Raw genomic sequence first — 16,585 nt, forward strand, 5'->3', positions numbered from 1 at the left:
CTTAAGCGATTACCTTTTTACCGCGGTAGAAACCATCGGCAGTCACGTGGTGACGACGATGAATTTCGCCACTGGTCTGATCAACAGTCAGGGCAGCGGTGGTCAGCGCATCGTGGGAACGACGCATGCCACGCTTGGCACGGGTTTTACGGTTCTGTTGTACGGCCATTGTAGGCTAACTCCTAAATTCACTTACGTTTAAGCTCTTCAAGAACTGCAAAGGGATTCGGCCGCTCATCAGCAGGTTCGATTTCACCCCAGGTCATCTCCATGTTTCCTCTCGGGCATGCATCCAGAGAATGCATTGCGACTTGAGGCAACGAGAGGATGAGTTCATCCTCCAGGATTTGATGAAGATCTATCTCGCCGTTTTCGTCCAACTCAATGGGCTCATAAGCTTCCGGCAGTTCTTCCTCGTTTGTTCTTTCGAACAGCGGAGTGTAGATAAATTCAGCTTCACAGAGGTGTTCGAATGTTTCTCCGCAACGTTGGCAAACCAGGTCAACCTTGGCATGGGCAGTGCCTTTCATAACGGTCAACTTCTGGACATCTTTGCCAAAGTGCAGTGATACATCGATATCACTCTGCAAGCCAGCGGTTGATTCCTCCAGCCTGGGCATCTGCGACTTTTCCACTATCCCGATGTAATCGAGCAGTTTCAAGGCACTACGGACTGGATCAACCTTAACGGGCAACTTCACCTTTTGCATAGGGCGCGAATAATATAGGTCCAACAACTGATAGTCAAAGGAAAAAGTCCTTACCGCCGATGATTTTAACGTCACAAGTCCCTAGAATGCCGGTACTCGCTTTCATCGGTAACTCGATTATGCCACAGAATCTGATCCTCGCCTCAACTTCTCGCTATCGCAAAGCCCTGCTGGAGAAGCTCGGACTCCCCTTTGAATGTGCCGCCCCCGATGTGGATGAGCAACCACTGGCTGGCGAATCCGCCGAGGCGCTGGTGGCCAGACTGGCTCGTGCCAAGGCTGATGCCATCGCCGGGCAACGTGATCACGGCTTGATCATCGGCTCTGATCAGGTGTGTGTCTGCAATGGTCACATCCTCGGCAAACCGGGCACCATCGACAATGCCATCGCCCAGCTGATGGTGGCTCAAGGTCGCAGCGTCACCTTCTATACCGGCCTGTGCGTGGTAAATGCCGCAACCGGTGAGGCTCATCAACTGGTGGAACCTTTCACCGTCCATTTTCGCAACCTCGATGAAGCCGCCATTCGCCGCTATGTAGAGGCTGAATTGCCCCTAGATTGTGCAGGCAGCTTCAAATGTGAAGGGATGGGGATCGTGCTGTTCAAGGGTCTGGAGGGGCGCGATCCTAACGCCTTGATCGGTCTGCCGCTGATCGGCCTGATCGAACTGCTGGAGCGCCACTGTATTGCCCTGCCCTGATCGCGGACGAATAGATAAGCTAGATCGAACATATAAAAAGCCCGGTCAATACACCGGGCTTCTGTTATCAATCAGATCGATGTCTCTTAAAGAGAGGCGTCTATAACAGCCCGCGAAGAGCCGCCATGGAATCCACCACCGCCACAGGCCCGTGACGACTGAGGGCATCCCGACTATCTACACCCCAAGTAACGCCGATGCGCGGCATGGCAATTGCCTCGGCCATCGCCATATCGTGAACAGAGTCGCCGATCATGACGGCCTGACGGGGTGAAAGCTCCAACTCGTCCAGGATCTGCTCAAGCATCATCGGATCAGGCTTGGAGCGGGCCTCATCGGCCCCTCGGCTAGCCACAAACAACGGGCGTAGCCCGGTTTCATCCAATACCCGATCCAGCCCACGGCGCGATTTCCCGGTAGCGACAGCCAGTTGCAGTCCGCGTGACTGCCAGTCATGTAGCAACTCCCCTGCCCCGGCAAACAGCGGGCTGGGGGTCGCGTCGTGCAGATAGTGATGACGATAGCGATCGATGAGCGCGGCAATCTTGCGCTCCTCAATAGCGCTACCATTGTCGCTACGTAAAAGGAAAAGGCGGGGCATGGCGACATCGAGGCTCAATCCGATGATCTGCCGGATCTGGGCTGGTGAAGGTACCGCCAGCTCACAATCTCTGGCAGCCCCCTGCACACAGGCAACAATCCGGCCCACCGAATCCATCAGGGTACCGTCCCAATCGAAAATGGCGAGCCGGATATCTTGCATCAGCGTGGCAAGCCGTTGAGGAAGTTGTCGAGCTCAGGTGCGAGCGGCGCTTCTACCTGCATTTCGCGACCATCGGCCGGATGGGTGAAGCTGAGCTTCCAGGCATGCAAAAAGAGCCGTTTCAGACCTTGGCTGCGCATTTTCTCGTCAAACGCCGCTTCACCGTACTTATCGTCACAGGCGATCGGGTGACCGGCATGCAGGGTGTGCACGCGGATCTGGTGGGTACGACCAGTAATGGGGCTGCACTCGACCAGAGTCGCTTCGGCAAATTGACGCACGATGCGGAACCGGGTTTCGGAGGGCTTGCCATCGGCACTGACCCGCACTACCCGTTCACCGGATTGCAGGTCGTTTTTGCGCAGCGGCGCATTAACCACCTTGACGTGAACCTGCCATTTGCCGCGCACCAGCGCCAGATACTGTTTGCGCATCGTTTTGACCCGCAACTGTTCATGCAGGCTGCGCAGGGCGCTGCGTTTTTTGGCAACCAGCAATACACCAGAGGTGTCGCGATCCAGTCGATGAACCAATTCGAGGAAACGGGCTTCCGGCCGCAGGGCTCGCAGCCCTTCAATCACGCCAAAGCTCAGGCCGCTGCCACCGTGTACTGCCATGCCGGAGGGCTTGTTCAGCACGATCATGGCATCGTCTTCGAACAAGATCTGGCTCTCCAAACGCTGGATAACCCCGAGGTTTGCCGAAGGCAGCTCATTCTTCTCGGCAACGCGCACGGGGGGCACCCGCACCTCGTCACCTGCGCAGAGTTTGTACTCCGGTTTGATGCGCTTTTTATTTACTCGCACTTCGCCTTTACGAAGGATGCGATAGATCAGGCTCTTGGGGACGCCCTTTAGCTGAGTCTTGAGAAAATTGTCGATGCGCTGCCCGTCATGCTCAGCTTCGATGGTGAGCAGCTGCACTTGTTGTTGTATCTGTGTCATGGCGCGGATTTTAACACTGCCTGCGCCCCTTGGCTGCATGGTTTGTTGAAAAATGGCGCCTTGCTATAAAAGAGGTTTAAATGGGATAATAAACAAGGTTTTGTCATTGTGTTCAAGCCTTGTACTAAGTGGCCAAAAAGTATGCCACCCAATCCCGAAACACCGTGTATACAAGAACATGACGGTTCCCGGGTGCGAGGTACAACGCATGGAGAACACAAACATCACCGTTTATTTGTCTCCATTTCGGCATCCTTATTCATTCCTTCTCGAGAAGTGATGACCAGAACGCCCTTAGTTTGCGCCTCATGCATACCCCAACCGGGAGGTTGCCCCAGTATGCTGAAGACCCGAGGCCGGCGCTGGCAGGACCCAGATGGAGGAAATCAAAATGACACAATAATGAGAACTCAATGAAAAGAATGCTTATCAACGCAACTCAAGAAGAGGAGTTGCGCGTAGCGCTGGTTGACGGACAACAGCTCTACGATTTGGATATTGAAAGTCCGGGACACGAGCAGAAGAAAGCGAACATTTACAAGGGTAAGATCACCCGCGTGGAACCCAGCCTTGAAGCTGCTTTTGTCGACTACGGCGCCGAGCGCCACGGTTTCCTGCCGTTGAAGGAGATCGCCCGCAATTACTTCCCCTCCGGTTACTCCTATCAGGGTCGTCCCAACATCAAAGAAGTGGTCCGCGAAGGTCAGGAAGTTATCGTCCAGATCGACAAGGAAGAGCGTGGCACCAAGGGTGCAGCCCTCACCACCTTTATCAGCCTGGCAGGTAGCTACCTGGTACTGATGCCCAACAACCCCCGTGCCGGTGGTATCTCCCGCCGTATCGAGGGTGATGAGCGGACTGAACTGAAAGAAGCCCTGAGCGGATTGACCGTGCCGGAAGGCATGGGCCTGATCGTACGTACCGCCGGTGTGGGCAAGTCGCCAGAAGAGCTGGAGTGGGACCTGAACGTTCTGCTCAACCACTGGGACTCCATCCACAAGGCCTCTCAGGAGCGCGCTGCGCCGGTGCTGATCCACCAGGAAAGCAACGTCATCGTGCGTGCCATCCGTGACTATCTGCGTCGCGATGTGGGCGAGATCCTGATCGACAATCCGGTGATTTTCGAACGCGCCAAGGCCCATATCGAGCTGGTACGTCCCGATTTTCTCAACCGTGTGAAGCTGTACAAGGGTGAAGTTGCCTTGTTCAACCACTTCCAGATTGAGAGCCAGATAGAATCTGCCTTCCAGCGTGAAGTGCGCCTCCCCTCCGGCGGCAGCATCGTTATCGATCCGACCGAAGCACTGACCTCCATCGATATCAACTCCTCCCGCGCCACCAAGGGCGGCGATATCGAAGAGACTGCGCTGCAAACCAACCTGGAAGCGGCCGACGAAATTGCCCGCCAATTGCGTCTGCGCGATCTGGGTGGCCTGATCGTAATCGACTTCATCGACATGACCCCGGTTCGCCATCAGCGCGAAGTGGAAAACCGTCTGCGTGAAGCGGTTCATCAGGATCGTGCCCGCATCCAGCTGGGCCGGATCTCCCGTTTCGGTCTACTGGAGATGTCTCGCCAGCGTCTGCGCCCTTCACTCAACGAGTCCAGCAGCCACATCTGCCCTCGTTGCCAGGGTCAAGGCGTGATCCGTGACAACGAATCCCTCGCCCTGTCCATCCTGCGTCTCATCGAAGAAGAGGCCATGAAGGACAACACCGAGCAGGTTCACGGCCAGGTGCCGGTGGATGTGGCCGCCTATCTGCTTAACGAGAAGCGTGCTGCCATCGCCAGTCTGGAACAGCGCAATGATGTGCGTGTTTACATCATTCCGAACCAGCATCTGGAAACCCCGCACTACGAAGTAACTCGTATTCGTCAGAACGAGATCCCGGAAGCGGCCAGCTACGAGCTGAAAACCGAGATTGCCAAGCCGGTCTACCAACCGAAGCAAGCTCAGGTGATCGAGCGTGAGCAACCGCTGCTGCAAGGCTTTGCCCAACCGGCACAACCGGCCCCTGTTGCACCGCAACAGCCGGCGGCTCCCGTTGCTGCGGCCCCTGCCGAAGCCGGCTTCTTCAGCAAGCTGATCAAAGGCATTACCGGCCTGTTCAGCAGCGATGCTGCCCCTGCCGACGTGAAAGCGCCCGCCGAGAAACCTGCTGCTCGTGAAGCACGCAAGGATGAAGGTCAACGTCACCAGCGCGAAGAAGGCCGTGGCCGTGGTCAGCGTCCTCGTCGTGATGACAATCGTGGCAACCGCAACAATGCGGAAGCTGGCGAGAAGCGTGAAAGTGGCAACCGCGAAGCTGGTGAAAACCGCAATCGCCGTCCACGTAAAGAGCGCGAGCCTCGTCAGGAGCGTGAAGCTCGTGGTGAAGTGCGCAGCGAACAGCGCATGGAACGTGAACCCCGTCAGGAGCGCGAACCTCGCGAGCCGCGCCAGGAACGTGCGCCACGTCCAGCCCGTGAACCTCGTGCTCCCCGTGAGCCGCGCGCCGAAGTCGTTGTTGACGCGGTAGACGCCGTTGATGCAGCTGCCGCCCAGCCACGTCAGGAGAAAGAGCAGAAAGTGGCCGAGCGCCGCGAACGTCGCCAACTGCGCAAGCAGATCCGCGTCGATGTCGCCGCTGCTGACACCCCTGCCCTGCCGGTTGACGAAGTACCCGCGCAAGCTGAAGTGATCGATGCTAGCGTGGGTAACGAGCAGGAAGAGCAGAGTGAAGGCCAGCGCCGTTCACGCCGTACTCCGCGCAGCCAACGCATCGAAGGCCAACGTCGCAAGCGTATTAATGAAGAAGCACGTAGCCAGCGTGATGAAGAGCAACAAGCCGAGCCTACTCTGACTACCGCCGCCCAGGCCGATATCGCCAAAGCGCAGGTTGAAGAGCCGGTAGTGCCTGTTGTCACCATCCCGAGCGCTGAAGCCGTAGCAGCTGCCCTGCAAGCCTCTGCGGCACTGACCGAGCATGTGGTTGTCGAAGCCGTTGCTGAAGAAGCTGCCGAGCAGGCTGCTGCCCAGGTTGAAGCAACTCAAACCGATGTGACCGCTAGCCCGGTTGTTGCAGCTGTCGCAGAAGTCGTGGTTGCAGCAGAGCCGGAAGTTGCCGTTGTCACCGCTACCGCTGTAGACGAGACTGCCGCTACCGTGGTTGAAACCGCTCCGGTTGTTGAAGAAGCCCCTGCTGTCAGCCCCTCTGTCGTAGAAGCTGTACCGGCTGCAGTCGAAATGCCAGTTGCGGTTGTCGAAGCCCCGGCTTCTGTCGCTGCCGTTGCGGTGGAAGAGACTCCGGTCGTGACCAAACAGGTAGCTCACGGTGCTGGCCTGCTGGCTCGTGCCCGCAAAGCATCCGCCCCAATGGCAACCCCTGCCGAAGCCCCTGCCCTTCCTGCTCGTGAGCCGGTTAACTACCCGCCGCTGGTACGCAACGAAGTGAGCACATCAGGTCGTCATGGTGGCAGCACTGCCGCCGTCAACGTGGCCACCTGCCCGGCCGGTCGCCCCTAAGCAACCCGGGTTGACCCCCTAAACAAAAGCCACACCAACCGGTGTGGCTTTTTTATTTCTCTTTTCCCCTGTGCACCCACAGACACATTAATTGCTCTGCAAAGCCGCTTTGTCTGTTATCTCTCTATCATTGAGCACTGCGTTAACTCATGTTTACTTTTTCACGTAATAGAGAAAGCCAGTTTTTCAGCGCCTATGTTCAGCATGAGGCCAACTTATTTTGTCTGTTTAAAATCTAGTTTGTTGGCATACAAAAGGTTGTATAGATGACGGTCTGCAATGGGCTGGTGTGGGGTTCAAGATTCATTTGATATGGAACCCTCTGGTTCAATGCATACTTGCCAACCAGGGCATTCGGTTGTACCGAAACCTGAATCCTCCTTTCGCAGAAATGGGGAGGTTCGACATAAAGCAAACCTGCCTCAGGTCTTGTTCAACTGATGATCAACTCAGGTTGCATCTACACAGATGTACATATAGGCAACTGTCGTTGGTATAGATTTGCTTCCCGAAAGCTCGCCAGTTTCCCCCTATCCTAGCGGCAGCACAATTTATACACGGGATATTGGTTAGGGCCCTTCCCCACACAATTAAGTGTTGAAACTGAGCCTGACGCTGGCGCTGATAAGCGAGACTTCAGTAACCGCTGCTCAACGATTCTGTTTAAAAGGGCATATAAAAACGCCGCCCGGCTTTGCAACCGGGCGGCATTGAACTGCTTGCTTTGAAAGTGGAATGACTATCAGGCTGTTGCCAGCTTGGCCTGCTCTTCGCCGCGTTTGAGCATGGCGTAGGAGACACCGGTCAGCAGCGAGCCTGCGGCAATGGCAACGATATACATCATGACGTTGCTGATGGCGTGCGGGATGAACAGCACGAACAGACCGCCGTGGGGTGCCATCAGCTCACAGCCGAACAGCATGGAGAGCGCACCGGTCAGGGCGCCGCCAACCATGCAGGCCGGGATAACGCGCATCGGATCCTTGGCGGCAAACGGAATGGCCCCCTCGGAGATAAAGCACAGGCCCAGCACGAAGGAGGCTTTGCCCGCTTCCTGCTCCGCCTTGATGAACTTGGTGCGGGCCAGGAAGGTGGCGATCCCCATCCCCAGTGCCGGCACCATACCGGCGGCCATCACCGCAGCCATGGGGGCATAGGTTTTGGAGGCCAGCAGGCCGACACCGAAGGCGTAAGCAGCTTTGTTGACCGGACCGCCCATGTCGAAGCACATCATGGCACCGATGATGACACCCAGCAGCACGGCGTTGGCAGAGCCCATATTGTTGAGGAACTCGGTCATGGCATTCATGATGCCGGCCACTGGCCCACCCACTACGTAGATCATCACCAGACCGGTAAAGAGGCTGGCCACCAACGGAATGATCAGGATGGGTTTGAGCGCTTCCAGAGTGGTCGGTAGGCGCACCTTGTCGCTCAGGTATTTGGCGCTGTAACCGGCCAGGAAACCGGCCACGATACCGCCGAGGAAACCGGCGCCCAGCGAGCTTGCCAGCATACCGCCGATCATGCCGGGAGCGAGACCCGGGCGGTCAGCGATGGAGTAGGCAATGTAACCGGCCAGCACCGGGATCATCAGGGCAAAGGCGGAGCCACCACCGATCTTCATCAGAGCGGCGGCCAGAGTGCCTTCCACCTTGAACGCTTCGATACCGAACACAAACGAGAGCGCGATGATAAGGCCGCCCGCCACCACCATGGGCAGCATGAAGGAGACGCCGGTTAACAGGTGCTTGTAGGGGCCGGCTTTTTCCTCTTTCTTGGGCTGGCTGGCACCGCTGTGGCGATAGAGTGTCGCCTCGATCCACGCCTTGTCGAGCTCGGCACGGGTTTTCTTCAGCGCAGCGCCGGTGCTGGTGCGATAGACCGGCTTACCGTCAAAACGCGCCATGTCCACTTCGATATCGGTGGCGAGGAACACCAGATCGGCAGCGGCAATCTCCTCGGCGGTCAGGGCATTCTGGGCACCGACCGAGCCTTGGGTTTCGACACGGAACTGATAACCCAGCTGTTTGGCCATGGTCTCCAGCGCTTCTGCCGACATAAAGGTGTGGGCCACACCGGTCGGACAGGCGGTCACCGCCACAATGCGCTTGCCAGCGGCGGCCGGTTTGGCGGCAGCATTGGCAACGGCGGAGGCGGCTTGATGACGATAAACACTGGCGCCGCTGGCGGCGGCCTCCAGCAAGGCGGCGGGATCCTGCAAGGCGAGATCCATGCTGCCCTGATAGACTCGCTTGCCATCATAGGCGGCGAGATCCACCGGGGCGCTGGCGACAACCAGCACCAGATCGGCGGCGGCAATCTGCTCCTTGCTCGGTACTTGGCGGGGCTGCACGCTGGAGCCGACGTCGAGGGTGAGTTCCCAGCCAGCCAGTTTGGCCTGCTGTTCTATCCGTTTTGTAGCGAGAAAGCTGGTGGCAATGCCCGCCGGGCAAGCCGTAACCAAGATTGCTTTCATTGGGCATCTCCTGAGTTTTCCATTGAGGGGGTATTGCACTGAACCGGTGCCAGCACATCCAGACGCTCTACGCGCACCTGTTCAAGTAAAGGGTTGAGCACATTGATATCGTCAAAGCCGACCGCCACCTGACTGACCGCCAGTGCCGAGACGGCGGTGGCCAGCCGCAGGGTCTGCTCCGGCGCCCAGCCAAGGCTCAGACCATGGGCGAGACCTGCCACCAGAGAATCGCCAGCACCAACCGTGCTGACCACCTGCATCCGCGGCGGAATGGCTTGCCAAACGGCATCTGGGGCAAACCAGATGAGGCCATCGGCGCCGTTGGAGATCACCACGTTGGGGATCCCGCTCGCCTGCAGCGCGCGGGCACACTCGGCCTGCTCGCTCAGGGTCTTGATGGGGCGACCAGCCCATTGGCTCAGCTCCTCCAGATTGGGTTTGACCAGGGTCGGCGCCGCCTTGATCCCTTCGCTTAACGCCGCACCGCTGCAATCGAAGATCACCTGCTTGCCCTTGGCCTTGAGCAGGCGGATCAGATGGGCGCAGTAATCGGGGGCCACCCCTTTGGGCAGGCTGCCCGCCAGCACGAACCACTCGGCGTGAGGTGCCAATTTGTCGATGGCCTGCTCCAGCGCGCACACTTCCCCTTGCTGGATGGTGAGCCCCGGCAAGTTGAGATCGGTGACCTGACCGGACTGCTCGGAAATCTTGACGTTGATGCGGGTGCTGCCCGCGACACGGACAAAGTGATCATCCAGCGCACGCTCTGCAAACAGGGAGACAAAGCTCTGCTCATTGTCTGCGCCCAGCCAGCCGGTGACGCCCACCTCGCGGCCCAAGTCCTTGAGCACCATGGCGACGTTGATCCCCTTGCCTGCGGCACGCAGGTTGGCCTCGCTCACCAGATTGACCTCACCGAGGCTCATCGCCTCGAGGCGAGTAGTGAGATCAAGGGCCGGATTGAGGGTGATGGTAACAATCTTCATTAATGCGCCCCCTCGCCGAGACCAGCGGCGATGGCCTCACCGATCCCCTTGAGAGCCGCTTCGGCATCAGCCCCTTCGGCGCGAAACGCCAGACGGTGCCCGCATTTGACCCCAAGACCGATCACTTTCATCAGGCTCTTGGCGGAAACCGCTTCGCCGCTGCCATCCAGATTGGCCACCCGGATGTCGGATTCAAACTCTTTGGCCACCTTGACCAGCATGGCGCCGGGACGAGCGTGCAAGCCGTGGGGATTGATGATGGTGAAGGTTTCGGAAAGACCGCTCGCGGGGCCTGCTTGCAGCATGGCCAGTCCCTCGCCGCCCGCCAGCGTCGCCAGCTGACCAGCAGCCGCCAGTTTGGCCAGATTCTCCAGCTGCGGCAGATGGCCGCTATCTGCGGCGCACAGCAGTAGCATGGCGCTGACCGGCAGCGCCCCTGCGCGAAGTTCGCTGCTGGGCGTTGCCAACACCCAGCCAGTCTGGGCCGCTTGCGCCCGGGCCAGCCAGATGCCCTCGCCCAGATAGGCGGGATCGCTTGCCAGCTGCGCGCTCACCATGGCGGCATCGCCCCAGCCCGCCGATTTGGCGCGGGCGGCTGCTCCCAGCAGCAGTTGATCGCGATCATCGGCCGGGAAGTCAGCCAGGGTCAGGTATTGCACCTCTTTGGCGGCAGTGGCGCCAGTCAGGATGTTGATGATGGTGTCGGCATCGGTGGCCTCTTTGAGCTGAGCTGCCGCCTGCTCGTCACCCAGCACATGGGTGAGCTGGCGCAAAATGCCCAGATGCTCGTCGGACTTGGCGGCGATGCCGATGGCGACATAGGCGATCTGCCCCTCATCCCACTCGATACCATTGGGGAACTGGGCCACCATGACGCCTGTGCTCTTCACCAGATGACGGGTATCGGTGGTGCCGTGGGGAATGGCGATGCCACTGCCAAGATAGGTGGCATGCTGCGCTTCACGGGCCAGCATCCCATCCACATAGCCCGCTTCCACCAGACCGGCTTCGGTCAGTTTGCCTGCCAGCAGGGCAATGGCGTCCGACTTGGTCGCCACCGACTGCCCCAGCAAGATCTGCTCTCGCGCCAACTTCAACATAGAGACTCTCCATCAGGTTCCGGCCACGCCGGTACGTCACAATTGAACATTCGGATAACTCGCCAGCTGACAATAGACCTGAACACGGTTCACTGTGATCGGGGCCTGATTTTCAGGCCACTGGGTCTCTTCGTTGCTGACAGGCTGAATCGTTTCACTTACACTCAGACTGAATCGTTTCAGCGAATTGATCAAGTACCCACAAAGAGTGCTTTTCAATGATATGATCCCGCGCACACTTTTCGGTGCCCTCACCCGGCAGTGACCGTGGGCCTTGCAACTCAAACAGAGCCAATACGATGAAACTGGATGAAATCGCCGCCCTCGCCGGTGTCTCGCGCACCACGGCAAGCTATGTGATCAATGGCAAGGCCGACCAATACCGCATCAGTCAGGCCACCCGCGACAAGGTGATGGCCGTTGTCACCGCCCATAACTATCAGCCGGACAGCCGCGCCGCCTCCCTGCGTGGCGGCCAGACCAAGACCCTCGGCTTTATCCTGCCCGACCTTGAGAACGCCAGTTACGCCAAGCTGGCCAAGCGGCTGGAGCAGGGAGCGCGGGCGCAGGGCTATCAGCTGCTCATCGTCTGCTCTGAAGATGAACCCGCTACCGAAAAAGAGCTGGCCCAGATGCTGGTGAGCCGCCATGTGGATGCCCTGCTGGTGGCCAGCTGCCTGCCGCCGGACGACCCCTTCTACGGTAAATTGCAGGCGCAAGGCAGCCAGATCCTCGCCATCGACCGGGCGATGGCCGCCGACAAGTTCGTCACCGTCGCCAGCGAAAACGAGAAAGCGAGCTTTGATCTCACCAGCTCCCTGCTTACCCCGACCTTGCGCCATATCGCCTTGATCACCGCGCTGCCAGCACTCACGATCAGTAAGGAGCGAAAAGCCGGTTTCGAGCAGGCGGTCGCCAGTCATAGCGGGGCTCGCCACCTGTGTGAGGGGGATCACTTCTCCCGTCTTGAGGGGTATCGCCTGATCAAGGATCTGCACCAGCAGCTGGGCCAGTTGCCCGAAGCGCTGATCACCACCTCCTATATCCTGATGGAGGGGGTACTCGACTACCTTTTGGAGCAAGAAATCGACATGAGCCAGCTCGCCATGGCCACCTTCGGCGACGATCGTCTGCTCGACTTTCTCCCCTTTGGCATCAACTCTCTGCCCCAGCAGCACGATGCGCTGGCGAGCCAGGCGCTGGAGCTGGCGCTCAAGGCGGTGAACGGCGAATACCAGAGCGGGCTGCACTATGTGAGCCGCACCCTCAAGCGCCGCCGCTAACCTGCTCGAACCAGACCCGATTTGCTATCAATGGGTGGGTAAAGAAAGTAGATGACAATAAGGCTGCCAGGATTGGCAGCCTTATTGTTTTTCCCCACAACCCTACCGCGCTCTGCTTTCTGCTTTCTGCTTTCTGCTTTCTGCTTTCTGCTTTCTCTACAGGTTTGACCGACTAAGCAACCGGCCGCCACACCCCTGTTGTCCCTCAACGCCACGCCAGCGTTCATACAACGCCCTCCCCGCTCCCCTATCTGCGCTGCTGCCACTTGCTGACCTGTATCAATGAGCCCCTGCCAGTCATTTTTTTCGGTGCTTTTTTCTGCAATTAGCTACCGCTGTCATCATTTATTTCCACTTGTTGCCACAAGCCAGCACAAGATCCGTATAAAAGGGGTTGTTTCCGCTATTTCGATCCGCTAACGTGGCAACCATCTTTTACAACTGACAGGTTTTAGGTACAGATGTTCCCGTTCCGATATTGCTAGCCTCCGGCCCTATCCCGGAGGCGCCTTCTGATAACGCCAATCGGCCCCCTCTTGTTGACGTCACTGCTGACATCGCCTGTTTGCACTGACACCGCTACGTTCGGATGGATAACATGAATACCAAAACCCTGGGTTGTACCCTGTTGATTGCCGGCACCACCATAGGTGCCGGCATGCTGGCCCTGCCGCTGGCCTCCTCCTCCCTCGGCGGCCCCGCCACCCTGATGTTGATGGTCGGCCTCTGGGCCCTGATGGCCTTCACCGCCATGCTGCAAGTAGAGGCAAGCCTCAACACCGGCAAGTGGTACCTGCACCAGCTGGCGGACCATCTGCTCGGCCCCTGGGGCAAGCGCATCGCCTCCTTCTGTATCCTGATGCTGTTCTACTCGCTGGCCTCCGCCTACATCAGCGGCGGTAGCAGCCTGCTGGCACAGGCGCTGGCCGATGCAGGCATGACCCTCAGCCAGGAGCAGGCCGCCTGGGCCTTTACCCTGCTGTTTGGCGGCATGGTCTGTGTCGGCACCCGATCGGTGGATTACCTCAACCGGCTGATGTTCACCGTCAAACTGGTGATCATGGTGGTGGTGCTGGCGTTGCTGCTGCCCCGCACCGAAGGGCAGCATCTGCTCTCGATGCCACTGGGTCAGGGCCTGTTGCTGGCGGGCCTGCCGGTCATCTTCACCTCGTTCGGCTTTCACGGCTCCATTCCGAGTGTGATGCTCTACCTCGGTGACTGCCCCAAGCAGTTGCGCCGGGTCTTTGTCTGGGGCTCAGCCCTGCCGCTGATCCTCTACGTGCTGTGGCAGGTAGCAATCCTCGGTCTGCTCGGCCAGCAAGCCCTGCTGCAAACCGGTGGTGCGTTGGACAGCCTGCTGGCCAACGTCGGCAAGCTGGTGAGCTGGCCTGCGTTTAATCAGGCGATGCACCTGTTTGCCGATCTGGCGCTCGCCACTTCCTTCCTCGGGGTAACGCTGGGGCTGTTCGACTTTATGGCCAAGGTGACCCGCCGCAAGGACAACTGGCAGGGCCGCACCCAGACTGGCCTCATCACCTTTGTGCCGCCATTGCTGTTTGCCCTCTACTTCCCGCAGGGCTTTATCATGGCGCTCGGCTACGCTGCCATTGCGCTGGCGATCCTCGCGGTACTGCTGCCGGTGGCGCTGGTATGGCAGAGCCGCAAGCAGGCACCTGCCCACCACTACCGCGCCCCAGGTGGCGTAGTGGCACTGGGTCTTGCCGCCGCCATGGGGGTGCTGATTGTCGGCGTCCAGATTAGCGTCAGCATGGGGCTGCTGCCAGCGCTGTAATCCCCGATACTGAATGCCCCAAATAGCAAAGCCCCGCCAATTAACTTGGCGGGGCTTTTTGTTGGAAAAGAAATCAAGTTGGATACAGGCATCCGCCATTAATTAAGAGAGCGCCCCTTACCAAACAAACACCCAAACCTTCAGCTATATACCGACCTTTTTACTACCCAACCCTGAATAATCAGTTCAAAAACCGTTCATGCCTCTTCGCTACACTGCCCGCTCGTTTATCGCTATCAGGAGTTAGAAAACAATGATGTTGCACCTCAAGAAGAGCACCCTTGCCCTCGTCCTGCTTGCCGCCAGCGGCGCACTCAGCGCCGCCGAAATCGCCAACAACAATATTACCGAGGCGGAGATCAAGGCCGCGCAGGATGGTTGGGGCGCGGCGCTCATCAAGATCAGCGATGACTATCGCGCCGGTGGGATTGAGCGCGCCAAGGCGACCGCCGAGTCGGTGCTCGACAGCGCTTATGGCTACCAGCAGGGGCCGGTGCTGTTCAAACCCACCCTTGCCGGTGGCGAGCAGACCTTTCGCACCAACCGCGAGGGGGCGCTGGCCTACTTTGTCGGCAACAACAGCGCCTATCCGGCCGATAGCGGCTTTGCCCTGAAAAACTGGCAGAGCTATCGCTATGACAATGCCGCCGTCTATATCAATGGCGACATGGCGCTGACCATGGGCAAGGTACATCTGGTGGATCGCGACAACAAGGAGACCACTGTCGACAAGACCTGGGGTTTCAAGAAGGGAGATGATGGCAAGGTGCGCATCGTGCTGCACCACTCCTCCCTCCCTTACGAGGGGTAATGGCGGGGCTCTGCCCACCATCAACACGGTCAAAAAACAGCCCTGCCACTTCGGCAGGGCTGTTTGTTTTGCGCCTGCGCTGGGCCGATGGCGAGTGAGTGAATGACAGTCGTGCTAAGGCAGTTTGCTGCTACCCTCAAGGCAAGCCATTGAGATGCCGAGCAATATCGCGTCTCTCAACTCCAGCCACTCGTTATCATCACACAAGGAGCCAGATACCATGACCATACTGCCTGTTTACGCGGCCCTGCTCGCGCTGCTTTTTGTGTTGCTGAGCATTCGTACTATTCGCACCCGCCATAGCCGCAAGGTGGCGCTGGGGCATGGGGATGATCCCGCCATGTTGCGCGCCATGCGGGTGCATGCCAACTTTGCCGAGTATGTCCCCCTCGCCCTGCTGCTGATCTATTTCGTCGAAACCGGCAGCCAGACCCCCTGGCTTATCCATCTGCTGGGGAGTGCCTTGCTGCTTGGTCGCCTCTGCCACGCCTTTGGCATGAGCCGCACGCCGGAGAACTTCCGTTATCGGGTGGCGGGAATGGGGCTGACCTTCACAGTGATCCTGGTGAGCGCTGCCCATATCCTGATCACGGCGCTGCTCCCCTGACCCGGCCGTCACGAATAGCTGGCGAAGCGGTCTGGCAGCCATCCCCATCGGCTATTCTTCACTGCACAGATAGTCGCAACAGTGCTGCTTAAACAAGCCCGATTCAGGAGTACGATATGAAGTGGATTGGCTGGTTACTGCTTGTCGGGCTGACTCCCGTTGCCCACGCAACCCCGCTCAAGCTGGCGGCAGCGGTCGAGCACACTGCGATATTGCGCCCTTTTATTCATGACTGGTTTGGCCGGGCCGGCATCGACTTTCAGTTGATCCCCTGCACCTATGCCCGCTGCGAAAAGTTGATTGAGGCAGACCATGCCGTCGATGGCGATATGGCCCGGATCAAGGGCTTTGATCAGACCTATCCCCACTTGCTGCAGATCGGTGCCCCCATCTCGGAGGCGGCGATTTATGGTCAGCCAAGGGATAACCCGACCTGGCCCCCTGCCAGGGGTACCGTGATTGGCTGCCTGCGTGGCATCCAGTGGTGCGAGCGCTTCCTCGGTAACTATCAGGTCATCTGGTTGAACGATGAGAAGCAGGGGCTTGCCCAACTGCATCGAGGCAAAGTGAACTGGCTCATCAAGATGCGCCCCGCCTCTCAACCTGCACTGGCATCCCCCTGGCAGAAGATCACCAAAGAGCAGGTCTTTCTCTACCTCGATAAAAAGCACCGGGCGGAAATTGCGGCCCTGCTCAAGGTACAGCTGGCGTTTATCAATAACGGCCGCTGGCTGGCGATGCAAAAGCAGTACCTCTCCGCCATCTAGCGTTGCTCTCGCTGCACCACACAGAGCCGATTGTATGGCTGAATGTCTAGTCCTGAAATAGGTTTACACATTTTCAACTAGCATTTCTCTACTCAGAACCCCCTATGTACCGCATCGGGGGTTCTGTATTTCAACG

The 16,585-nt window shown here is 58.5% G+C and carries 14 protein-coding genes; 7 read left to right on the forward strand and 7 right to left on the reverse strand.

The annotated features are described in order from the left end of the window. Window position 1: 1 nt before the first annotated feature. Window positions 2-169, reverse strand: a complete 168-nt coding sequence (gene rpmF, locus AB5Y84_RS13550; protein ID WP_005300935.1) for a 50S ribosomal protein L32 — start codon at window positions 167-169, stop codon at window positions 2-4. 19 nt (window positions 170-188) lie between these two features. Continuing rightward, on the reverse strand, window positions 189-710 hold the full coding sequence (gene yceD / locus AB5Y84_RS13555) for a 23S rRNA accumulation protein YceD (RefSeq protein WP_013723766.1): 522 nt from the start codon (window positions 708-710) through the stop codon (window positions 189-191). A 119-nt stretch (window positions 711-829) separates the two neighbouring features. Between yceD and AB5Y84_RS13560 the strand changes: the two genes are divergently transcribed. Further along, window positions 830-1,411: a nucleoside triphosphate pyrophosphatase gene (locus AB5Y84_RS13560; protein WP_368177159.1), complete on the forward strand. Its 582-nt coding sequence runs from the start codon at window positions 830-832 to the stop codon at window positions 1,409-1,411. A gap of 100 nt (window positions 1,412-1,511) precedes the next feature. Here AB5Y84_RS13560 and AB5Y84_RS13565 read toward each other — a convergent pair whose 3' ends face one another. Continuing rightward, a complete protein-coding gene (locus tag AB5Y84_RS13565) occupies window positions 1,512-2,174 on the reverse strand; it encodes an HAD family hydrolase (protein WP_005333172.1) in 663 nt (220 codons plus the stop codon). After that, window positions 2,174-3,118, reverse strand: coding sequence for a 23S rRNA pseudouridine(955/2504/2580) synthase RluC (gene rluC, locus AB5Y84_RS13570; protein ID WP_232297792.1), 945 nt, complete (start codon window positions 3,116-3,118; stop codon window positions 2,174-2,176). Before rluC ends, AB5Y84_RS13565 begins: the two co-directional genes overlap by 1 nt. Before the next feature lie 413 nt (window positions 3,119-3,531). Between rluC and rne the strand changes: the two genes are divergently transcribed. Continuing rightward, on the forward strand, window positions 3,532-6,624 hold the full coding sequence (rne, locus tag AB5Y84_RS13575; protein ID WP_368177160.1) for a ribonuclease E: 3,093 nt from the start codon (window positions 3,532-3,534) through the stop codon (window positions 6,622-6,624). Window positions 6,625-7,366: 742 nt separating this feature from the next. Here rne and fruA read toward each other — a convergent pair. From fruA to fruB, 3 genes are read right to left on the reverse strand one after another with little or no spacing between them, the layout of a single operon-like run. Beyond that, the gene (gene fruA / locus AB5Y84_RS13580) at window positions 7,367-9,103 is read right to left on the reverse strand and encodes a PTS fructose transporter subunit IIBC (protein ID WP_368177161.1); all 1,737 of its coding nucleotides are present in this window, start codon (window positions 9,101-9,103) and stop codon (window positions 7,367-7,369) included. Then, on the reverse strand, window positions 9,100-10,089 hold the full coding sequence (gene pfkB / locus AB5Y84_RS13585) for a 1-phosphofructokinase (RefSeq protein ID WP_368177162.1): 990 nt from the start codon (window positions 10,087-10,089) through the stop codon (window positions 9,100-9,102). The genes fruA and pfkB overlap by 4 nt, the downstream gene beginning before the upstream one ends. Beyond that, a complete protein-coding gene (gene fruB / locus AB5Y84_RS13590; protein WP_368177163.1) occupies window positions 10,089-11,189 on the reverse strand; it encodes a fused PTS fructose transporter subunit IIA/HPr protein in 1,101 nt (366 codons plus the stop codon). The genes pfkB and fruB overlap by 1 nt, the downstream gene beginning before the upstream one ends. A gap of 299 nt (window positions 11,190-11,488) precedes the next feature. On the opposite strand from fruB, the gene cra reads away from it, so the two are divergent. The 5 genes from cra (at window position 11,489) to AB5Y84_RS13615 (ending at window position 16,449) form a co-directional block, all read left to right on the forward strand. After that, complete coding sequence (cra, locus tag AB5Y84_RS13595) at window positions 11,489-12,472, forward strand: catabolite repressor/activator (protein ID WP_368177164.1); 984 nt, start codon at window positions 11,489-11,491, stop codon at window positions 12,470-12,472. Between the two features lie 598 nt (window positions 12,473-13,070). Beyond that, window positions 13,071-14,264 carry an aromatic amino acid transport family protein gene (locus AB5Y84_RS13600; RefSeq protein ID WP_335839548.1) on the forward strand — a complete coding sequence of 398 codons (1,194 nt, stop codon included), beginning with the start codon at window positions 13,071-13,073 and terminating at the stop codon, window positions 14,262-14,264. Between the two features lie 253 nt (window positions 14,265-14,517). Beyond that, window positions 14,518-15,075, forward strand: coding sequence for a hypothetical protein (locus AB5Y84_RS13605; protein WP_005333187.1), 558 nt, complete (start codon window positions 14,518-14,520; stop codon window positions 15,073-15,075). Between the two features lie 220 nt (window positions 15,076-15,295). Then, a complete protein-coding gene (locus AB5Y84_RS13610) occupies window positions 15,296-15,682 on the forward strand; it encodes an MAPEG family protein (protein ID WP_139743640.1) in 387 nt (128 codons plus the stop codon). 116 nt (window positions 15,683-15,798) lie between these two features. Then, window positions 15,799-16,449 carry a hypothetical protein gene (locus AB5Y84_RS13615; protein WP_368177165.1) on the forward strand — a complete coding sequence of 217 codons (651 nt, stop codon included), beginning with the start codon at window positions 15,799-15,801 and terminating at the stop codon, window positions 16,447-16,449. Window positions 16,450-16,585: the final 136 nt, after the last annotated feature.

This window comes from Aeromonas sp. s11 (genome assembly GCF_040907945.1).
Classification (GTDB): domain Bacteria; phylum Pseudomonadota; class Gammaproteobacteria; order Enterobacterales; family Aeromonadaceae; genus Aeromonas; species Aeromonas veronii.

Bases quoted from the DNA above. Each gene is read 5' to 3' on its own strand.
- rpmF (WP_005300935.1), bottom strand. From the start codon at position 169: ATGGCCGTACAACAGAACCGTAAAACCCGTGCCAAGCGTGGCATGCGT.
- yceD (WP_013723766.1), bottom strand. From the start codon at position 710: ATGCAAAAGGTGAAGTTGCCCGTTAAGGTTGATCCAGTCCGTAGTGCC.
- AB5Y84_RS13560 (WP_368177159.1), top strand. From the start codon at position 830: ATGCCACAGAATCTGATCCTCGCCTCAACTTCTCGCTATCGCAAAGCC.
- AB5Y84_RS13565 (WP_005333172.1), bottom strand. From the start codon at position 2,174: ATGCAAGATATCCGGCTCGCCATTTTCGATTGGGACGGTACCCTGATG.
- rluC (WP_232297792.1), bottom strand. From the start codon at position 3,118: ATGACACAGATACAACAACAAGTGCAGCTGCTCACCATCGAAGCTGAG.
- rne (WP_368177160.1), top strand. From the start codon at position 3,532: ATGAAAAGAATGCTTATCAACGCAACTCAAGAAGAGGAGTTGCGCGTA.
- fruA (WP_368177161.1), bottom strand. From the start codon at position 9,103: ATGAAAGCAATCTTGGTTACGGCTTGCCCGGCGGGCATTGCCACCAGC.
- pfkB (WP_368177162.1), bottom strand. From the start codon at position 10,089: ATGAAGATTGTTACCATCACCCTCAATCCGGCCCTTGATCTCACTACT.
- fruB (WP_368177163.1), bottom strand. From the start codon at position 11,189: ATGTTGAAGTTGGCGCGAGAGCAGATCTTGCTGGGGCAGTCGGTGGCG.
- cra (WP_368177164.1), top strand. From the start codon at position 11,489: ATGAAACTGGATGAAATCGCCGCCCTCGCCGGTGTCTCGCGCACCACG.
- AB5Y84_RS13600 (WP_335839548.1), top strand. From the start codon at position 13,071: ATGAATACCAAAACCCTGGGTTGTACCCTGTTGATTGCCGGCACCACC.
- AB5Y84_RS13605 (WP_005333187.1), top strand. From the start codon at position 14,518: ATGATGTTGCACCTCAAGAAGAGCACCCTTGCCCTCGTCCTGCTTGCC.
- AB5Y84_RS13610 (WP_139743640.1), top strand. From the start codon at position 15,296: ATGACCATACTGCCTGTTTACGCGGCCCTGCTCGCGCTGCTTTTTGTG.
- AB5Y84_RS13615 (WP_368177165.1), top strand. From the start codon at position 15,799: ATGAAGTGGATTGGCTGGTTACTGCTTGTCGGGCTGACTCCCGTTGCC.